A 16,987-nucleotide genomic window follows, 5' to 3' on the forward strand; every position below is an offset into this window, starting at 1 on the left:
CGTGACCGTGCTGGAACCCCGGCCCGGCGTCCTGCTGCGGGTCCTGCCGCCCAGCCTGTACGCGGGCCGCGCGAGCAAGGTAGTCGAACGCTCGATGCTCGCGTACTCGCGGATGTGGCTCGTCTTCGTCTCCGGCGTGTTCGAGCCGCTGTTCTACCTGCTGGCGTTCCAGGTCGGCTTCGGCAGGCTGGTCGACGACGTCGTCGGCCCGGGCGGCCAGCCGATGAGCTACGTGGCGTTCGTGGCGCCCGCGCTGCTCGCGTCCTCGGCGATGAACGGCGCGGTGCTCGACAGCACGTACAACGTGTTCTTCAAGTTCCGCTACGCGAAGACGTACGACGCGATGCTGGCCACCCCGATCGGGCCGCTGGACGTCGCGCTCGGCGAGATCTCCTGGTGCGTGCTGCGGGGCGGCCTCTACGCCGTCGCGTTCTTCGCGGTGATGCTCGGCATGGGCCTGGTGACGTCGGCGTGGGCCGTGCTGCTGGTCCCGGTCGCGCTGCTGATCGCGTTCGCGTTCGCGGCGGTCGGCATGACGTGCGCGACCTTCCTGCGCTCGCCCTCGCAGTTCGACTACATCCAGCTCGCCGTGATGCCGATGTTCCTGTTCTCCACCACCTTCTACCCGCTGACGGTGTACCCGGCGGCGCTGCGGGTCGTGGTCCAGTGCTTCCCGCTGTACCACGGGATCGAGCTGATGCGGAAGCTGTCGGTGGGCGTGTTCGACGTCGCGATGCTGGGGCACCTGGCGTACCTGCTCGCGCTGGCGGCGCTCGGCCTGTGGGGCGTGTCGAGGCGGCTCAGCCGGCTGCTACTGAGCTGACAGCGCCCCGGCCGCGTCCACCATGCCGTGGCCGTAGAAGCCGTTGTAGCCGGTGTACCCGGTGCAGAACGCGTCCTGGTGCCCGTCGCCGGTGAGGTCGTAGTCGTCGGGGCAGGCGAGCGGCCGCGCGCCCCGGTACAGGGCGGCGCTGAGCTGGCGCGGGCCGAACCCGGGGTGTGCCGACGCGACGAGCGCGGCCACCCCGGCGACGTGCGGCGCGGCCATCGACGTCCCGCACATCGGCGCGTAGCCACCCGGCACGGTCGACAGCACGCAGTCGCCGTGAGTGCCGCCCGGCGCGGCGAGGTCCACGACGCCGAGCCCGTACGAGCTGTATCCCGCCTTCACCTCGTCACGCCCCACGGCGGACACCGTCACGGCGTCCCGCAGCCCGGCGGGCAGTTCCTCGCAGCCCGAGGGCGCGGCGTCCGGCCGCACGGGGGTGAGGTCGGCGGCTTCGTTCGTCGCGGCGGTCACGGTGAGCGTGCCCTGCGCCGTCGAGTACCGCACGGCACGCGCGATCGCCTCGCGCACCACCGCGAACCCGCGCCGCTGCGAGCACGACACGCCCCACGGATCGACCGCGAAGCTCGCGTTGACCACCCGCAGGTGCCGTTCCGCCGCCCACATCAGCCCGCACACCGCGGCCTCGGGATCGACGTAGCCGCGGTCGTTGAGCACCTTCACCGACGCCACCCGCACCCCCGGCGCCACGCCGGTGATGCCCTTCCCGTCGTCCGCGGCGGCGATGATCCCGGCCACGTGCGTGCCGTGCGCCGAGGTCGTCGGCTGCCACGCCGCGGGTGAGCGGTCGGGCACGCCGGTGAGGCAGCCTGCCGAGTCGTCCGCGTCGACGGCTTTCGCGAGATCCGGCTGGCTCGGGTCGATCCCGGAGTCGAGCACGCCGACCACGACGTCCGGGCTGCCCGCACGCGGTCCGGCGTCGATGGCGGCGAGGTTCCACTGCTCACCGGTGCGGTCCTCGCCCGACACGCCCGCGGCGTCCGGGAGTTCCGCGCGCACCGCGGCCCCGCCCCGCCGCACCTGCTGTGCGCTGAAGGCCCGGTCCGGCCCGAACTTCGCCGCGAACCCCGGATCGGCCGAGCGCACCACGCCCACGCCGATCTCGGGGTAGTAGACCGAGGTGGCGCCACACGCCGCCGCGACCTGCCCCGCGGCGACGTCCTCCGCCGTACCCTGGTCGAAGACGACCAGGTAGCGCACGCTGCGCCCGTCGTCGCCGCAGCCGGGGTCGCGCTGGTCCGCGACGGCCGCCGGGGCGGTGGCCGCGACCAGCAGCGCGGCGGACGCGCCGAGCACAAGGGACCGTCCCAACCCGGACAACCGAACCTCCACCGGACCTGCGGTACCAGGCGACGCTAGGCCACCGCCGGACGGGCGGACAAGCGGAACGGGCAAGTTCGCCCGGCCGGGCGGGCACGGCGCCCGCGACAGGGAAGCGCGCGGCTCCGGCGGTCCGGTGTGGGATACTCGGGGTGGCCGCCGAGCCGGGACGCCCGTCAACCGCGGTGCGAACCGGCGCCGATGGCCCGGTGACGTGCGGGAAGAGCGCCGGTCGTCGCCACCTGATCAGGTGGCTCGACGAACGTGGAAGGCGGAGCGGGAAGCCGCCGGCCCGGCCGGTACGTGATCGAGCAGAGCTGCCTCCGGCGGCTGCCGGACCTCCGGTGCGGTCGGAGCTTGAGAGGCACAGGATTCCCGTCGGCGGTGACCACCGCGGCGGAACAGGACAGGAAGGGGCCCCTGCGCGGCCGCGTCCTTCCAGCGTGAGCGCTGGCAGACGCGCCCGGGGGCGGAGGAGACAGATGACGAACGCGGAAACACCCGCCGAGAACACCGGCGGGGACACCGCCACACCCACCGGCCCGCTGGGCGAGCTGCCCGCCAGGGTCCGGGTGCACGCACTGGCCAAGCTGCTCGGGTCGAACAGCAGGGACGTGCTGGCGAAACTGACCGAACTGGGCGAGACCGTCCGCAGCGCGCAGTCGAGCGTGCCGAAGGACGTCGCCATCCGGGTGGCCGAGGCGTTCGCCGCCCCGGCCGAGGAGGTCGTCCCGGAAGCGCCGGAGGCCCCGCAGCCCGAGGCGGCCGAGTCCGACACCACCGAGCTGACCGCCCCGCCCGAGGTGGAGGCGGCCGAGGAGGCCGAGCCCGAGCCGGTGCGCCCGCTGGCCCACGTGCCGGTGTTCGCGGCGCCGTCGCCGGTGTTCCTGCCGCCGGAGCCGCCCGTGGCGCGGCCGGAGCCGAAGCCGCAGGAGGAGGAGCCCGCCGAGGACGAGCAGGCGGAGGCTCCCGAGCGCGACGAGCGTGACAAGGACGACGACGGTGAGGACCGGAGCGCCCGTCGCCGTCGGCGTCGCGGCCGCCGTGGTCGCGGCCGGGGCAAGGGCGGCGAGGACAGCGCCGGCGGCGAGGACGAGTCGGCCGAGCAGCCGGAGCAGGCCGAGGAGGCCCGGGCCGAGGACGAGGCGAAGCCCGAGGCCGAAGCCGAGAGCGAGGACGACGACGCCGACGAGGCGGAGACCGGCACGAGCCGTCGCCGTCGTCGCCGTCGTCGCCGGAAGGCCTCCGACGACGACGGTGCCGAGGCCACGAGCGACGACCCGCCGAACACGGTCGTCCACGTCCGCGACAGCAAGCCCGAGGCGGACAAGAGCGCCAAGGAGCCCAAGGACAAGGGCGACGGCGTCCGCAGCGTCCGTGGTTCGACGCGGCTGGAGGCCAAGCGCCAGCGCCGCCGGGACGGCCGCGAGGCGGGCCGCCGCCGCGCGCCGATCCTGTCCGAGGCCGAGTTCCTGGCGCGCCGCGAGGCCGTCGAGCGCACGATGGTCGTGGCAGAGCGCGGCGACCACACGCAGATCGGCGTCCTCGAGGACGGTGTGCTGGTCGAGCACTTCGTGACGTCGCACGGCAGCGGCTCGATCGTGGGCAACGTCTACCTGGGCCGCGTGCAGAACGTGCTGCCGTCGATGGAGGCGGCGTTCGTCGACATCGGCCGCGGCCGCAACGCGGTGCTCTACGCAGGTGAGGTTGACTGGGACGCCGCCGGCCTGGAGGGCAAGTCCCGCAAGATCGAGCAGGCGCTGTCCACCGGTGACAACGTGCTGGTGCAGGTCACGAAGGACCCGGTCGGCCACAAGGGCGCCCGGCTCACCACGCAGATCTCGCTGCCCGGCCGGTTCCTGGTGTACGTGCCCTCCGGTGGTGCCACCGGTATTTCGCGGAAGCTGCCGGAGAACGAGCGCCGCCGCCTGAAGGACATCCTCAAGCGCATCGTCCCCGAGGACGCGGGCGTGATCATCCGCACCGCCTCGGAGGGCATCAGCGAGGAGGAGCTGGAGCGCGACGTCCGCCGCCTGAAGGCCCAGTGGGAGGTCATCAAGGAGAAGGCGGACGCGGCGGGCGGCGGCAAGAAGTCCGCCGCGCCGACGATGCTCTACGAGGAGCCGGACCTGCTGGTCAAGGTCGTCCGCGACCTGTTCACCGAGGACTTCGCGAAGCTGGAGGTCCAGGGCGACACGGCCTGGGAGACGATCAACGCCTACGTCAACCACGTGGCGCCGGACCTCGCCGGGCGGCTCAAGCGGTACGTGGGCACGGGCGACGTGTTCACCGACTACCGCATCGACGAGCAGATCACGAAGGCGCTGGACCGCAAGGTGTGGCTGCCCTCGGGCGGGTACCTGGTCATCGACCGCACCGAGGCGATGACCGTGATCGACGTCAACACGGGCAAGTTCACCGGGTCGGGTGGCAACCTCGAGGAGACGGTGACCAGGAACAACCTGGAGTCCGCCGAGGAGATCGTCCGCCAGCTGCGGCTGCGCGACATCGGCGGCATCATCGTGATCGACTTCATCGACATGGTGCTGGAGTCCAACCGCGAGCTGGTGCTGCGGCGGCTGACCGAGTGCCTCGGCCGTGACCGCACCCGGCACCAGGTGGCGGAGGTGACGTCGCTGGGTCTGGTGCAGATGACCAGGAAGAAGGTCGGCACCGGGCTGCTGGAGGCGTTCTCCACCACGTGCGAGCACTGCAAGGGCCGCGGCGTGGTGATCTCGACGGAGCCGCAGCGCGCCGGGAACGGCGGCGGTTCGAACGGCAACGGCAACCAGCACGGGGGCGGCGGTTCGCGCCGTGCGCGGGGGCGCGGCAAGGGCGCGGAGGAGCCGCAGCAGGCCGAGGCCGGCGGCAAGAACGTGCAGCGGGAGTCCGTGGTGTCGGCCGTGCAGGCGATGGCCCACGCCGCGAAGCTCGCGTCGTCGGGCAAGCCGGAGGACGAGGCCGAGCAGGCGGCCGAGGAGACCGCGGAGCAGGTGGTGACCGCCGCGCTGAACGGCCGCCACGAAGCGCCGGGCGAGCCGGTCCACGAGCAGACGGACACGGTGCCGGAGGCGGAAACCAGCGCGGCCGACCGTCCCACCACCCGACGCGCCCACCGCAGGGCCCGCGCCGCGGAGCGGAACGCCCAGGCCGCTACGAGCGCTTCGGACGCTTCGAGCGGTTCTGGCGGTTCGGGCGGTTCGGGTGCCGAGGCCGCGGCCGCTGGGTCGGCTGCTGGGGCGGAGGCGGGCGCCGAGGCCGCTGGGCAGGGCAGCCAGGCTGCCGAGTCCGGTGCCGATGCCGGGCAGGGTGCTCAGGCCGCTGAGTCGGGTGCTGCGGCCGTCGGGTCGGCGGCCGCGGGCGCCGCAGCCGCTGAACCAGGTGCCGAAGTTCCCCAGTCCGCCGAGCCGCGCACCGGGGCAGCCGAGTCGGTTTCGCCGGCCGGCCAGCCCGCTGCCACCGCGGAGCCGGGCGCCCAGCCCGCTGCTGAGTCCTCGGCCCCCACCGAGCCGACTCCGCCGGTCAGCGAGCCCGCCACCGAGTCCAGCACCCGCCCCACCGGGCAGGAGCCGGACGAGGCCCAGCAGGCCGCCACCGAGCCGGGCGAGGCCCAGCCCACGACCGCCGAGCCGACCGGGCACCAGCCTGGCACCGCCTCGTCGAACGAGGGCCGGCCCAGCCCGTCGGGCGAGGGCCAGGAGCCCGCTGCCTCGGCCGCCAGCGAGCCGCAGCAGCCCGCCACCTCGGCGCCGGGCGAGGGCCACCCCGCCCCGGCATCGGGCGAGCAGGCCTCCGGCGAGCCGCAGCGCCCCGCCGCAGAGTCGAACGGCGCCGAGCGGCCCGCTCCCGCGGCCCAGGCCGCGCAGGAGCCGGGCCAGCCCGCGCAGGAGTCGGCCAGGGCTGCGCAGGAGCCGGGCCAGCACGCCACCGAGCAGCCCGCGGCGCAGGAGCCCACCGGCGCCACCGAGCAGCCCGAGGTCGACGTGCCGACCCCGGCCGTGCGCACCGCCCGCAGGCGTCCGCGCCGTGCGGCCTCGCGCCCGGCCGGCCCGCCGGTGCACGCCTCGGACCAGAGCTGACCGGGTAAGACGCCCCCCGGTGTTCACCAGCACCGGGGGGCCACGTAACCTATAGGACGGCCCGCCAGCGTGCGGGCCATGGCGCGATCACCGGGCCGCCCGAGCGGGCCGTGTCGCAAGCCCTCACCCATTGTCGAGTAAGCAGGAGACTTCCGTGTCGGCGTACGCGATCGTCAAGACCGGCGGCAAGCAGTACAAGGTGGCCGTCGGCGACGTCGTCGAGGTCGAAAAGCTCGAGGGCGAGCCGGGCACCGAGCACACTTTCCCCGCCGTGCTGTATGTCGATGGCGGCGAGGTCACCACGGACGCCGACGCGTTGGCGAAGGTCTCGGTCACCGGCAAGGTCGTCGAGCAGACCAAGGGTCCGAAGATCCGGATCCACAAGTTCAAGAACAAGACCGGCTACCACAAGCGCCAGGGTCACCGGCAGAAGCTGACCCGCGTCGAGGTCACCGGAATCAGCAAGTAAAGGAGCTGAGTAAGCATGGCACACAAGAAGGGTGCTTCCAGCTCCCGCAACGGGCGTGACTCCAACCCGCAGTACCTCGGCGTCAAGCGCTACGGCGGCCAGGTCGTCAAGGCGGGCGAGATCCTCGTCCGGCAGCGGGGCACCAAGTTCCACCCCGGCGTGAACGTCGGCCGCGGCGGTGACGACACGCTGTTCGCGCTGGCCGCCGGTGCGGTCGAGTTCGGTGCGAAGCGTGGCCGCAAGACGGTCAACATCGTCCCGGTCGAGGCCTGAGGCCCGCCGAGACACGCTGTAGCTCTTCTGACGAGGGGCGGGCCCGGAACAAATTCGGGTCCGCCCCTCGTTTTTGTCTGAAGTGGTCCTGAATAGACGGAAAGGCAAGACATGGCGTCCCGGTTCGTTGACCGTGCGGTGATCCAGGTGGCCGCCGGCGACGGCGGGAACGGCTGCGCCTCGGTGCACCGCGAGAAGTTCAAGCCGCTCGGCGGCCCCGACGGGGGCAACGGTGGTCACGGTGGCGACGTCCTGCTGGTCGTCGACCAGAACGTGCACACGCTGCTCGACTTCCACTTCCGCCCGCACGCCACCGCAGGCAACGGCAGGCAGGGGCAGGGCAGCCACCGCGCCGGTGCGGCCGGGGAGACGCTGGAGCTGAAGGTCCCGGCGGGCACGGTCGTGCTGACCGAGGACGGCGAGGTGCTCGCGGACCTCACCACGCCCGGCACCACTTTCGTCGCCGCTCAGGGCGGTCGCGGTGGCCTCGGTAACGCGGCGCTCGCGTCGAAGGCCCGCAAGGCGCCCGGTTTCGCGTTGCTCGGCGAGCCGGGGGAGGCGCGCACGCTCGTCCTGGAGCTGCGCTCGGTCGCGGACGTCGGGCTGGTCGGGTTTCCGTCGGCGGGCAAGTCGTCGCTGATCTCGGTGCTGTCGGCCGCGAAGCCGAAGATCGCGGACTACCCGTTCACCACGCTGGTGCCGAACCTCGGCGTCGTGACGGCGGGCGAGACGGTGTTCACGATGGCCGACGTGCCGGGGCTGATCCCGGGCGCCAGCGAGGGCAAGGGCCTCGGTCTGGACTTCCTGCGGCACATCGAGCGGTGTGCGGTGCTGGTGCACGTCGTCGACTGCGCGACGTACGACCCGGGCCGCGACCCGCTGTCCGATGTGGACGCACTGGAGGAGGAGCTCGCCCGGTACACGCCGGGGCTCGGGGGCGAGCTGGCCGACCGGCCGCGTGTGGTGGTGCTGAACAAGATCGACGTGCCCGAGGCGGCGGAGCTGGCGGAGATGGTGCGCCCGGAGCTGGAGGCGCGTGGGATGCCGGTGTTCGAGGTGTCCACAGCGACGCGGCAGGGCCTGCGTGAGCTGACGTACGCGCTCGGCGGCATCGTCGAGCAGTACCGGGCGGAGCAGCCGAGCCCGGAGGCGGAGCGGATCGTGCTGCGCCCGCAGGCGATCGACGACGCCGGTTTCACCGTGGAGCCGGACCCGGAGGAGTCGGGCGGCTTCATCGTGCGGGGTGCGCGTCCCGAGCGCTGGATCCGGCAGACCAACTTCAGCAACGACGAGGCCGTCGGCTACCTCGCCGACCGCCTCAACCGCCTGGGTGTCGAGGACGAGCTGGCGCGCCAGGGTGCGCGGCCGGGGTGCCCGGTCACCATCGGTGGCGTCACGTTCGACTGGCAGCCGTCGACGCCGGGTGTGGTCACGCACCTGGCCGGGCGCGGCACTGACGTGCGGCTCGAGGACCGCAGCCGGGTCACGGCGGCGCAGCGCAAGGAAGCGCGTCGTATCCGGCGTGAGGGCGTGCCCGAGGACGACGACGAGCTGGACGAAGAGTGAGCGTCACCCGGAAGGCTGTGGCGGGCGCGGAACGGCTGGTCGTGAAGGTCGGTTCTTCGGCGCTGACCACGGCTGGGAGCGGTCTGGACGTCGAGAGGCTGAACGCGCTGGTGGACGCTCTGGCGGCCCGGATCGCGCAGGGCAGTCAGCTCGTCCTGGTGTCGTCGGGCGCCATCGGTGCCGGTCTCGCGCCGCTGGCGCTGGGCAAGCGCCCGAAGGACCTGGCGACGCAGCAGGCCGCGGCGAGCGTGGGGCAGTTGCAGCTGGCGCACGCGTACGCGGAGTCGTTCGGCCGGTATGCGCTCACGGTCGGCCAGGTGCTGCTCACGTCCGATGACGTGGTGCGACGGTCGCACTACCGCAACGCGCAGCGCACGTTTTCGCGGTTGCTCGCGCTGGGCGCGGTGCCGGTGGTGAACGAGAACGACACCGTCGCCACGGAGGAGATCCGCTTCGGCGACAACGACCGGCTCGCGGCGCTGGTGGCACACCTCATCGGTGCCGACGCGCTGGTCCTGCTGTCCGATGTGGACGGTCTGTACGACGGCGACCCGCGCGACGGTGCGACGCGCAAGATCGCCGAGGTCGCGGATGACTCGGACGTCGAGGGCATCACGGTGGGCATGTCCAGTTCTGGATTGGGCACGGGTGGCATGGTCTCCAAACTGGCCGCGGCGAGGACAGCCGCGGCGGCGGGGATCCCGGTTCTGCTTGCCGCGGCGAGCGAGGCGTCACGGGCGCTGAGCACGGCAGAGGTCGGCACAGCCTTCGCGGCGGCCGATTCGCGCCTGTCCGCGCGCCGGTTCTGGCTCGGCTACGCGGCAGGCCCAACGGGACGGCTCCAGCTCGACGACGGTGCGGTCGCCGCGGTCGTCCGCCGCCGCCGGTCGTTGTTGGCAGCGGGCATCACAGGCGTCAGCGGAGATTTCCAGGCCGGCGACGTCGTTGAGCTGGTCGATCCGGCGCAGCGCGTAGTCGCCCGGGGTGTGGTGGCATTCGACGCCACCGAACTGCCCGAGCTCATCGGCCGCTCCAGCCACGAACTGCCCGCGGAACAACGCCGAGAGGTCGTCCACGCGGACGATCTCGTGCCGCTGCGCCGCTGAGGCCGCGTCGTCGGTGGGCCGCTCGGGCCGACCGTGGTGGTGGCGTGCTGAGGTTGCCCGTGGTGGTGGTGCTGCTCCGGGCGCCGCCGTCGCTGCCTTGCTGAGGCCGCCTCCCGCCGCGAGCTGGCGGGGGTGCGGGCAGTGGGGCAGACGCTCGCTGTGGGGCAGACGCTCGCTGTGGGGCGGCACGGGGGCACCGCCCGCGGCTGCGCTGCTGAGGCCGAGCCCGGCGTGGGGGCCGCCAAGCCGTTAGCGCAGCTCGCTACCCCGCGTCTCCGGCAGCGTCAGGAGCACGAGGAACGTGATCACGGCGGCCACGGCCACGTACCAGAAGAACACCGTCGACAGGTTCGCCGCGGAAAGGGCGCTGATCACCAGCGGCGCGGTGCCGCCGAACACCGCGACCGTGAGGTTGTACCAGGCACCGATCCCCAGACCCCGCAGCGCCGTCGGGAACAGCTCGCTCATGATCGCCGGTGCGAGCGAGGACAACGCCGCGTACAGCCCGAGCCCCACGCAGAACACCACGAGCAGCCCTCCGAGCCCTGGCCGCACCAAAGCGGACAGTGGCACGATCAGGACGGCGGTCAGGCCGGACCAGACGTAGAGTTGCGGCTTGCGCCCGATCCGGTCGGAGAGCATCCCGTAGGGGTACTGCAGCATGACGAACAACGCGGTGCCCACCGACAACGCCAGGAACACGTCGACGTCGCTCGCGTGCCGGGTCTTCACGGCGAACGGTGTCAAGGCGCTGAAGAACGTGTAGTAGCACAGCGTCGACAGCATCGTGATCCCGATGAGTTGCCCGACGGCCTTCGGGTGCTGCCGCAACGTCGCCAGCAGCGGCCGTTCCACGCGACGCGCGGTCGCCTTGTTCTCCTCGAACTGCGTGGTCTCCACCAGACTGCGGCGCAGCCACAGGCCGATGGCGCCCAGTACCCCGCCCAGCAGGAACGGGATGCGCCAGCCGAACGAGTACAGGTCGGCTTTGTCCATCGTCCGCGCCAGCACGAAACCGAGCACCGAAGCGAGCAACACAGCCGATCCCGTCGAGATGTAGAAGAACGACGAGTAGCGGCCACGCCACCGCGTGGGCGCGATTTCGCCCAGGTACGCCGACGCGTTCGACACCTCACCGCCCAGCGACAGCCCCTGCGCGATCCGGGCCAGCAGGAGCAGGACCGGGGCCAGCCAGCCGACGAGGGAGAACGTCGGCAGGATGCCGATGACCACCGAGCCGCCCGCCATCAGGCTGATGGTCAGGATCATGGCCGGCTTCCGCCCCCGCACGTCGGCGAACCTGCCGAGCAGGAACCCGCCCAGCGGCCGGAAGAAGAACGCCAGCGCGTAGGTGGCGAAGGTGTTGATCTGTGCCAGTGTCTCGTTGCCGGATGGGAAAAACGCCGTGGCGAAGTAGATGCTGAAGGTCGCGTAGATGGTCCAGTCGAACCACTCGAGGGCGTTGCCGACGCTGGCCGCGAACAGCTTGCGGAGCGGCAACCGGTGCCGGACCTCGGACTCGATCTTCGACTCGGCCATCAGTGCCTCCACCGCATCGCCCGATTGATGGAGATTGCCACACCGTCGGCTGTTTCGGAAGACTCCGTCCTAGTTCACCGCTGCGAGCGCGAACGGCAGGACCGCGGGCGCACCTCCCTTCCGCAGCAGGCGCGCTGCCATCGTCATCGTCCACCCCGTGTCCACCAGATCGTCCACGAGCAGGACAGGCCCCTCTACAGTGGACAGTTCTGCGGCCAGGTCCTCCGGCAGGACAAGGCGTTGCCACAGGTCCGCCACCCGTTGCGCACTGTTCGCCCGCCGGGGTGCCGGCCCGTGCGCCTCGAGCGTGCCGAGGAGCCGTAACCTGCCCACCTCGGCGAACCGCGCCGCGAGGCTCTGCGTGAGGGTTGGCCTGGTGGCGGAGGCCATGGCTACCACCGCAACGGGCCGCTGTGCCCAGTCCCATGCGGCGAGTACCGACACACAGGCCTGGAACACCGCTGCCGGTACCTCGGTGTCCGGGGCCGTAGGTCCGACCAGTTCCCGCAACCGGTTGCCCCAGCCCACATCGGTGAGCCGTCCGAGCGTCCGGCCCGGCTTGGCCTGCTCCTCCTCCGGGATCCGGCCGGACAAGGGCACGTCGAGAGTGCGCATCCCGGTGGGCCACTGCCGCCGCGGGCTCAGCTCGACACCCGGCTGCCGCAGCAGGCTCCCCGTTGTTTCGACGACGTTGGCGGAAACCCTTGCTTCCCGCCGGTTTCCCGTGCAGTTGTCACAGCGCCCGCAGGGTTGGGCGTACGGATCGTCCAACTGGCGTAACAGGAACTCCATCCGGCACCCGTCGGTCGCCTGGTACTCCAGCATGGCTCGCTGCTCCGCGCCGCGTGCCTCGCTCACGCGGCGGTAGCGTTCGGCTTCGTACTCCCAGCGCTGCCCGGTCGACTCCCAGCCACCGCGCACCCGCCGCACGGCGCCGTCGACATCGAGCACCTTGAGCACCATCTCCAGCCGCGACCGGGACAGCTCCACCTTCGGCTCCAGTGCCGCTGTCGACAGTGGACGGTCGGCTTCCGCCAGCGCGTCGAGCACCTGCGTGACCCGCCGCTCATCGGGAAACGCCAGTGAGCTGAAGTAGTTCCAGATCTCCCGGTCCTCCGCGCCGGGCAGCAGGATCGCCTCCGCCTTGCGCACGCCACGGCCCGCGCGGCCGACCTGCTGGTAGTAGGCGATCGGGGACGAGGGAGCGCCCAGGTGCACGACGAACCCGAGGTCCGGTTTGTCGAACCCCATGCCGAGCGCCGAGGTCGCCACCAGTGCCTTGACCCGGTTGCCCAGCAGGTCGTCCTCCGCTGCCTCCCGCTCCGCGGGATCCGTCTTGCCGGTGTACGACGCCACCTCGTACCCGTGCTCACGCAGCAGCCTCGCCACGTCGTCCGCCGCGGCGACCGTCAGGGTGTAGATGATCCCCGACCCCGGCAGCTCCGCCAGCTGTTCGGCGAGCCACGCGATCCGTGCCTCCGCCGTCGGCAGTTCCACGACAGACAGGTGCAGGCTCTCCCTGTCGAGCGGACCACGCAGCACCAGCGTGTCCGAACTGGTGCCCAGCCCCAGCTGCTCCGTCACGTCGGTGACCACCCTGTCGTTGGCCGTCGCCGTGGTCGCGAGCACGGGCACTCCGGCGGGCAGCTCCGCCAGCAACGTCCGCAGCCGCCGGTAGTCCGGCCGGAAGTCGTGCCCCCAGTCGGAGATGCAGTGCGCCTCGTCGACCACGAGCAGCCCGGCCGAGGACGTCAGCTTCGGCAGGACCGCGTCCCGGAAATCGGGGTTGTTGAGCCGTTCCGGGCTGACGAGCAGGACGTCGACCTCCCCGGCCGCGATCCTGGCCTGCACCTCGTCCCACTCGTGGGGGTTCGCCGAGTTCACCGTGGCCGCCGCGATACCCGCGCGGGAGGCCGCCGCGATCTGGTTGCGCATCAGGGCGAGCAGCGGCGAGATGATGACCGTCGGCCCTGCTCCCTGTTGTCGCAGCAGCGCCGTGGCCAGGAAGTACACGGCCGACTTGCCCCAGCCGGTGCGCTGCACGACGAGCGCGCGCCGGTGCTCGGCGACCAGTGCTCTGATCGCCGTCCACTGGTCGTCGCGCAGCGTGGCACCGTCACCGGCCAGCGCCCGCAGCAGTGTGTCGGCTCGTTCTCGCAATTCCTGGATCTGCACGGGTCCACCTCTACCGGATGCGGACGACGAAGACCGAATCCAAACCGTGCGAGTGGACCACTCATGCGTTTGTGAGCAGGAACACCACCCGGAAGGTGTCATGAGCGGGTTCCCCGGCCGTTCCACCGCTGTTCCGGCTCAGGGGAGGGGCCGGGCGCCTCCGGAGGTTCCCCTCGGACCGCCGGCGGCGGCACCGCGCGTGGGCCGCGCTCCGGCTCCGGCCCACGCGCGGACCGAAGATCTATACGCTGCGGTTATGTCAGCACGGCGTCTCGGGGTCATGGGCGGCACCTTCGATCCCATCCACCACGGTCACCTCGTCGCGGCCAGCGAGGTCCAGTCCCGGTTCGATCTCGACGAAGTGATCTTCGTACCGACGGGGCAGCCGTGGCAGAAGACCGGCCGCACCGTCACGAAGGCCGAGGACCGGTACCTGATGACGGTCATCGCCACGGCGTCGAACCCGAAGTTCTCCGTCAGCCGCGTGGACATCGACCGCGGCGGTGAGACCTACACCGTGGACACGCTGCGCGACCTGCACAGCGAGTACCCCGACGACGAGCTGTTCTTCATCACCGGCGCCGACGCCCTCGAACAGATCCTGACCTGGCACAACGCGGACGAGCTGTTCGACTACGCGCACTTCATCGGTGTCACCAGGCCCGGCTACCGGCTCAACGACCACCACCTGCCCAGCGGCAAGGTCACGCTTGTCGAGGTCACCGCGATGGCGATTTCGTCCACGGGGTGCCGGGAACGCGTGGAGCGGGGTGAGCCGATCTGGTACCTCGTGTCGGACGGTGTGGTGCGCTACATCGACAAGAGACGGCTGTACCGCAAGCAGGAGTGAGCCGGGCCTCCCAGGTACCCTCGATGAGCCGACAGATGCCCAGTCAAGAGGGAGCAGGAGTGGCAGCGACGTCCCAAGCACGGGAGATGGCGACCGTGGCCGCGCACGCGGCGGCCGACAAGAAGGCCACCGACGTCGTGGTGCTGGACGTCTCCGACCAGCTCGTGATCACCGACGTGTTCGTGATCGCGTCCGCGCCGAACGAGCGCCAGGTCGGCGCGATCGTCGACAGCGTCGAGGAGAAGCTGCGGCTGGCCGGTCACAAGCCGGTGCGCCGCGAAGGCGCCCGTGAGGGCCGGTGGGTGCTGCTCGACTACGTGGACCTCGTGGTGCACGTCCAGCACGACGAGGAGCGCGCCTTCTACGGCCTGGAACGGCTGTGGAAGGACTGCCCGCGGATCGAGGTCGCCGGGTTGACCGGCGGCGAGGGCGCCGAGTGAGCTTGCGGCGCCTCGTGCTCTGGCGGCACGGGGAGACCGATTACAACGCGGCCGGCCGCATGCAGGGCCACCTCGACTCGGCCCTGACCGAGGTGGGCTGGAACCAGGCGCGGTTCGCCGTGCCGGCGCTGGCCCGCTTCGAACCGGACCTGGTGATCGCCTCCGACCTGCGCCGCGCCACCGACACCGCCACCGTGCTGACGGAGGCGATCGGGGTGCCGCTGCGGATCGACAAGCGGCTGCGGGAGACCCACCTCGGCGAGTGGCAGGGCAGGACCGGGGCCGAGGTCGACGTCGACTACCCGGGTGACCGGGCGCGCTGGCGGGTGGACGCGACCTGGGCGCCTCCGGGTGGCGAGTCGCGTGTCGAGGTGGCGGCCCGCGCTGCGGAGGTCGTGAACGACCTGCTGTCCGGTGACGAACCGCTGGAGACCGTGCTGCTCGCCGCGCACGGCGGCCTCATCACGGCGCTGACCGCCGGGTTGCTGGCGCTGCCCGTGGAGGCGTGGCCGCAGCTCGGGGGCATCCACAACTGCCACTGGGTGGAGCTGAGCCGCCGGGACGGCGTCTGGCGGCTCAACGCCTACAACGCCGGCATGTACGGCTGACGTGCCCCGCCTCCTGGTCTTCGGCGACTCGCTGAGCTTCCACGGCCCCGAAGGGCCCTGCGCCGCGGACGAACCGCGGCTGTGGCCGAACGTGACCGCCGCGGCACTGGGCGGGAGCGCGGACCTGGTGGCCGGCGCCGGCTGGAACGCGCGCGACCTCTGGTGGTCCCTCATCGGCGACCCCCGCGTGTGGGCCGACCTGCACAAGGTCGACGTCGTGGTGCTCGCCGTCGGCAGCATGGACACGCTGCCCTCGCCGTTGCCCACCTACCTGCGCACGGGGCTGCGCTACCTCCGTCCGGACGGGTTGCGCCGCGTCGCCCGTAAGGCCTACCTCGCTGCTCAGCCGCGGCTCGCGGTGGCGCTGCGAGGGCGGCCGACGGTGCTGCCCACGCGGCTCACCATCCACTACCTCGACACGGCCGTCGGAGCCCTGCGCATCCTCCGGCCGACACTGCCCATCGTCGGCGTACTGCCCAGCGTGCACAGGGCGGATTCCTACGGCGGGGTGCACACGGCGCGCGGGCCCGCTGAGGCGGCGATGCGCGAGTGGGGGCAGCGGGTGGGGGTTCCGCTGCTCGACCTGCCCGCCGTGGTCGGTGAGCACGTGCTCAGCGGGCGGGGCAACCCGGACGGCATGCACTGGGGCTGGGAGGGCCACGCCTCGGTCGGCAAGGCCATGGCCGCGCTCATCGGACCGTTGCTGGCCCCGGAAGCCCCGTAGGCTGGCGGCGTGCCGGTCGCCGTCATCACCGACTCCACCGCCCACCTGCCCGAAGGGTTCGCCGAGCGGTTCGCCATCCGGGTGGTGCCGCTGCACGTCCTCGTCGACGGCGAGTCGGCGCTGGACGGCGTCGACGTCGGGCCCGCGGCACTCGCGGAGGCGCTGGGGCAGCGGCGGATCGTGACCACGTCGCGGCCCACCCCGGGGGAGTTCGCGGCGGCGTTCCGCGCGGCGCTGGACGAGGGCGCGGACGCGGTCGTCTCGCTGCACCTGTCGAGCGAGATCTCCGGCACCTGGGAGTCGGCGGTGCTGGCCGCTCAGGAGGTCGGCCCTGACGTGGTGCGGGTGGTCGATTCGCGGGGGACGGCGATGGGGCTGGGGTTCGCCGCTCTGCACGCGGCGCAGGCGGCGGCGAAGGGGGCGTCTCCGGAGGAAGTCGAAAAAGCGGCCGTAGCGGCTGTGCGGGCGTCGAAGACGTTGTTCGCCGTGGAGACCCTGGAGTACCTGCGCCGGGGTGGCCGGATCGGGGCCGCGGCCGCGCTACTGGGGACGGCGCTGGCCGTGAAACCGGTGCTGCACATCGACGACGGGCGCATCAAGCCGCTCGAAAAGGTGCGGACGATGCACCGCGCCGTGGGACGGTTGGTGGATCTGGCGGCCGAGACGGCGGCGGGCGAGCCGGTCGAGGTGGCGGTGCACCACCTCGCGTCGGCGGAACGGGCAGCCGAGCTGGCGAACCTCCTGGAGGAGCGGCTGACGGTGCCGGAGGGCTGTCTGGTGTCCGAACTGGGCGCGGTGATCGGTGCCCACACCGGGCCCGGCGTGATCGGCGTCGTGGTGCAGCGGAATCCGATCGGGTACCGCTGACCTTCCCGCTTTCACTCCACGGGCGGATCCGAGGCTGTTTCCGCGCCACAATCCGGTCCTTTTCCTGCCCGGTTTCCCCTCATCGGGGGTTCGGCGCAATTCCCCTGCGTCCATGATCGGCAGT

At 72.0% G+C, this 16,987-nt stretch carries 13 protein-coding genes and 1 pseudogene; 11 read left to right on the plus strand and 3 right to left on the minus strand.

Annotated elements, in window-relative coordinates; translation table 11 throughout:
• Window position 1 precedes the first annotated feature (1 nt).
• Window positions 2-823 (plus strand): ABC transporter permease, encoded by an 822-nt coding sequence (locus BMZ92_RS25910; RefSeq protein WP_091512568.1) that lies wholly within the window; start codon window positions 2-4, stop codon window positions 821-823.
• Here BMZ92_RS25910 and BMZ92_RS25915 read toward each other — a convergent pair.
• On the minus strand, window positions 812-2,167 hold the full coding sequence (locus tag BMZ92_RS25915; protein WP_091512571.1) for a S8 family peptidase: 1,356 nt from the start codon (window positions 2,165-2,167) through the stop codon (window positions 812-814). The two genes, BMZ92_RS25910 and BMZ92_RS25915, sit on opposite strands and share 12 nt — an antisense overlap.
• Before the next feature lie 482 nt (window positions 2,168-2,649).
• On the opposite strand from BMZ92_RS25915, the pseudogene BMZ92_RS25920 reads away from it, so the two are divergent.
• The 5 genes and pseudogenes from BMZ92_RS25920 to proB form a co-directional block, all read left to right on the plus strand.
• Window positions 2,650-5,343: pseudogene (locus tag BMZ92_RS25920) on the plus strand (translation initiation factor IF-2 N-terminal domain-containing protein); the annotation flags it as partial.
• 1,057 nt (window positions 5,344-6,400) lie between these two features.
• The gene (rplU, locus tag BMZ92_RS25925; RefSeq protein ID WP_091512575.1) at window positions 6,401-6,715 is read left to right on the plus strand and encodes a 50S ribosomal protein L21; all 315 of its coding nucleotides are present in this window, start codon (window positions 6,401-6,403) and stop codon (window positions 6,713-6,715) included.
• A gap of 15 nt (window positions 6,716-6,730) precedes the next feature.
• Window positions 6,731-6,988 (plus strand): 50S ribosomal protein L27, encoded by a 258-nt coding sequence (gene rpmA / locus BMZ92_RS25930; RefSeq protein WP_091512577.1) that lies wholly within the window; start codon window positions 6,731-6,733, stop codon window positions 6,986-6,988.
• A 111-nt stretch (window positions 6,989-7,099) separates the two neighbouring features.
• A complete protein-coding gene (gene obgE / locus BMZ92_RS25935; protein ID WP_091512580.1) occupies window positions 7,100-8,554 on the plus strand; it encodes a GTPase ObgE in 1,455 nt (484 codons plus the stop codon).
• Window positions 8,551-9,660, plus strand: coding sequence for a glutamate 5-kinase (proB, locus tag BMZ92_RS25940; RefSeq protein ID WP_091512583.1), 1,110 nt, complete (start codon window positions 8,551-8,553; stop codon window positions 9,658-9,660). The genes obgE and proB overlap by 4 nt, the downstream gene beginning before the upstream one ends.
• A 249-nt stretch (window positions 9,661-9,909) precedes the next feature.
• Here the strand turns inward: proB and BMZ92_RS25945 are convergent, their stop codons facing one another.
• Window positions 9,910-11,199 (minus strand): MFS transporter, encoded by a 1,290-nt coding sequence (locus BMZ92_RS25945; protein ID WP_091512585.1) that lies wholly within the window; start codon window positions 11,197-11,199, stop codon window positions 9,910-9,912.
• Between the two features lie 69 nt (window positions 11,200-11,268).
• Window positions 11,269-13,374 (minus strand): RecQ family ATP-dependent DNA helicase, encoded by a 2,106-nt coding sequence (locus BMZ92_RS25950; protein WP_245783253.1) that lies wholly within the window; start codon window positions 13,372-13,374, stop codon window positions 11,269-11,271.
• Window positions 13,375-13,630: 256 nt separating this feature from the next.
• On the opposite strand from BMZ92_RS25950, the gene nadD reads away from it, so the two are divergent.
• Genes nadD through BMZ92_RS25975 form a run of 5 tightly spaced genes read left to right on the plus strand, consistent with a single transcriptional unit; the run spans window position 13,631 to window position 16,863 of the window.
• Window positions 13,631-14,224, plus strand: a complete 594-nt coding sequence (gene nadD, locus BMZ92_RS25955) for a nicotinate-nucleotide adenylyltransferase (RefSeq protein WP_091512587.1) — start codon at window positions 13,631-13,633, stop codon at window positions 14,222-14,224.
• A 59-nt stretch (window positions 14,225-14,283) separates the two neighbouring features.
• On the plus strand, window positions 14,284-14,664 hold the full coding sequence (gene rsfS, locus BMZ92_RS25960) for a ribosome silencing factor (protein ID WP_091512591.1): 381 nt from the start codon (window positions 14,284-14,286) through the stop codon (window positions 14,662-14,664).
• Window positions 14,661-15,272 (plus strand): histidine phosphatase family protein, encoded by a 612-nt coding sequence (locus tag BMZ92_RS25965; protein WP_091512593.1) that lies wholly within the window; start codon window positions 14,661-14,663, stop codon window positions 15,270-15,272. The genes rsfS and BMZ92_RS25965 overlap by 4 nt, the downstream gene beginning before the upstream one ends.
• 1 nt (window position 15,273) lies before the next feature.
• Window positions 15,274-15,996, plus strand: coding sequence for a diglucosylglycerate octanoyltransferase (gene octT / locus BMZ92_RS25970; RefSeq protein ID WP_091512595.1), 723 nt, complete (start codon window positions 15,274-15,276; stop codon window positions 15,994-15,996).
• Window positions 15,997-16,005: 9 nt separating this feature from the next.
• A complete protein-coding gene (locus BMZ92_RS25975) occupies window positions 16,006-16,863 on the plus strand; it encodes a DegV family protein (RefSeq protein WP_091512598.1) in 858 nt (285 codons plus the stop codon).
• The last annotated feature ends 124 nt before the right edge of the window (window positions 16,864-16,987 follow it).

Source organism: Amycolatopsis sacchari (genome assembly GCF_900114035.1).
Classification (GTDB): Bacteria; Actinomycetota; Actinomycetes; order Mycobacteriales; family Pseudonocardiaceae; genus Amycolatopsis_E; species Amycolatopsis_E sacchari.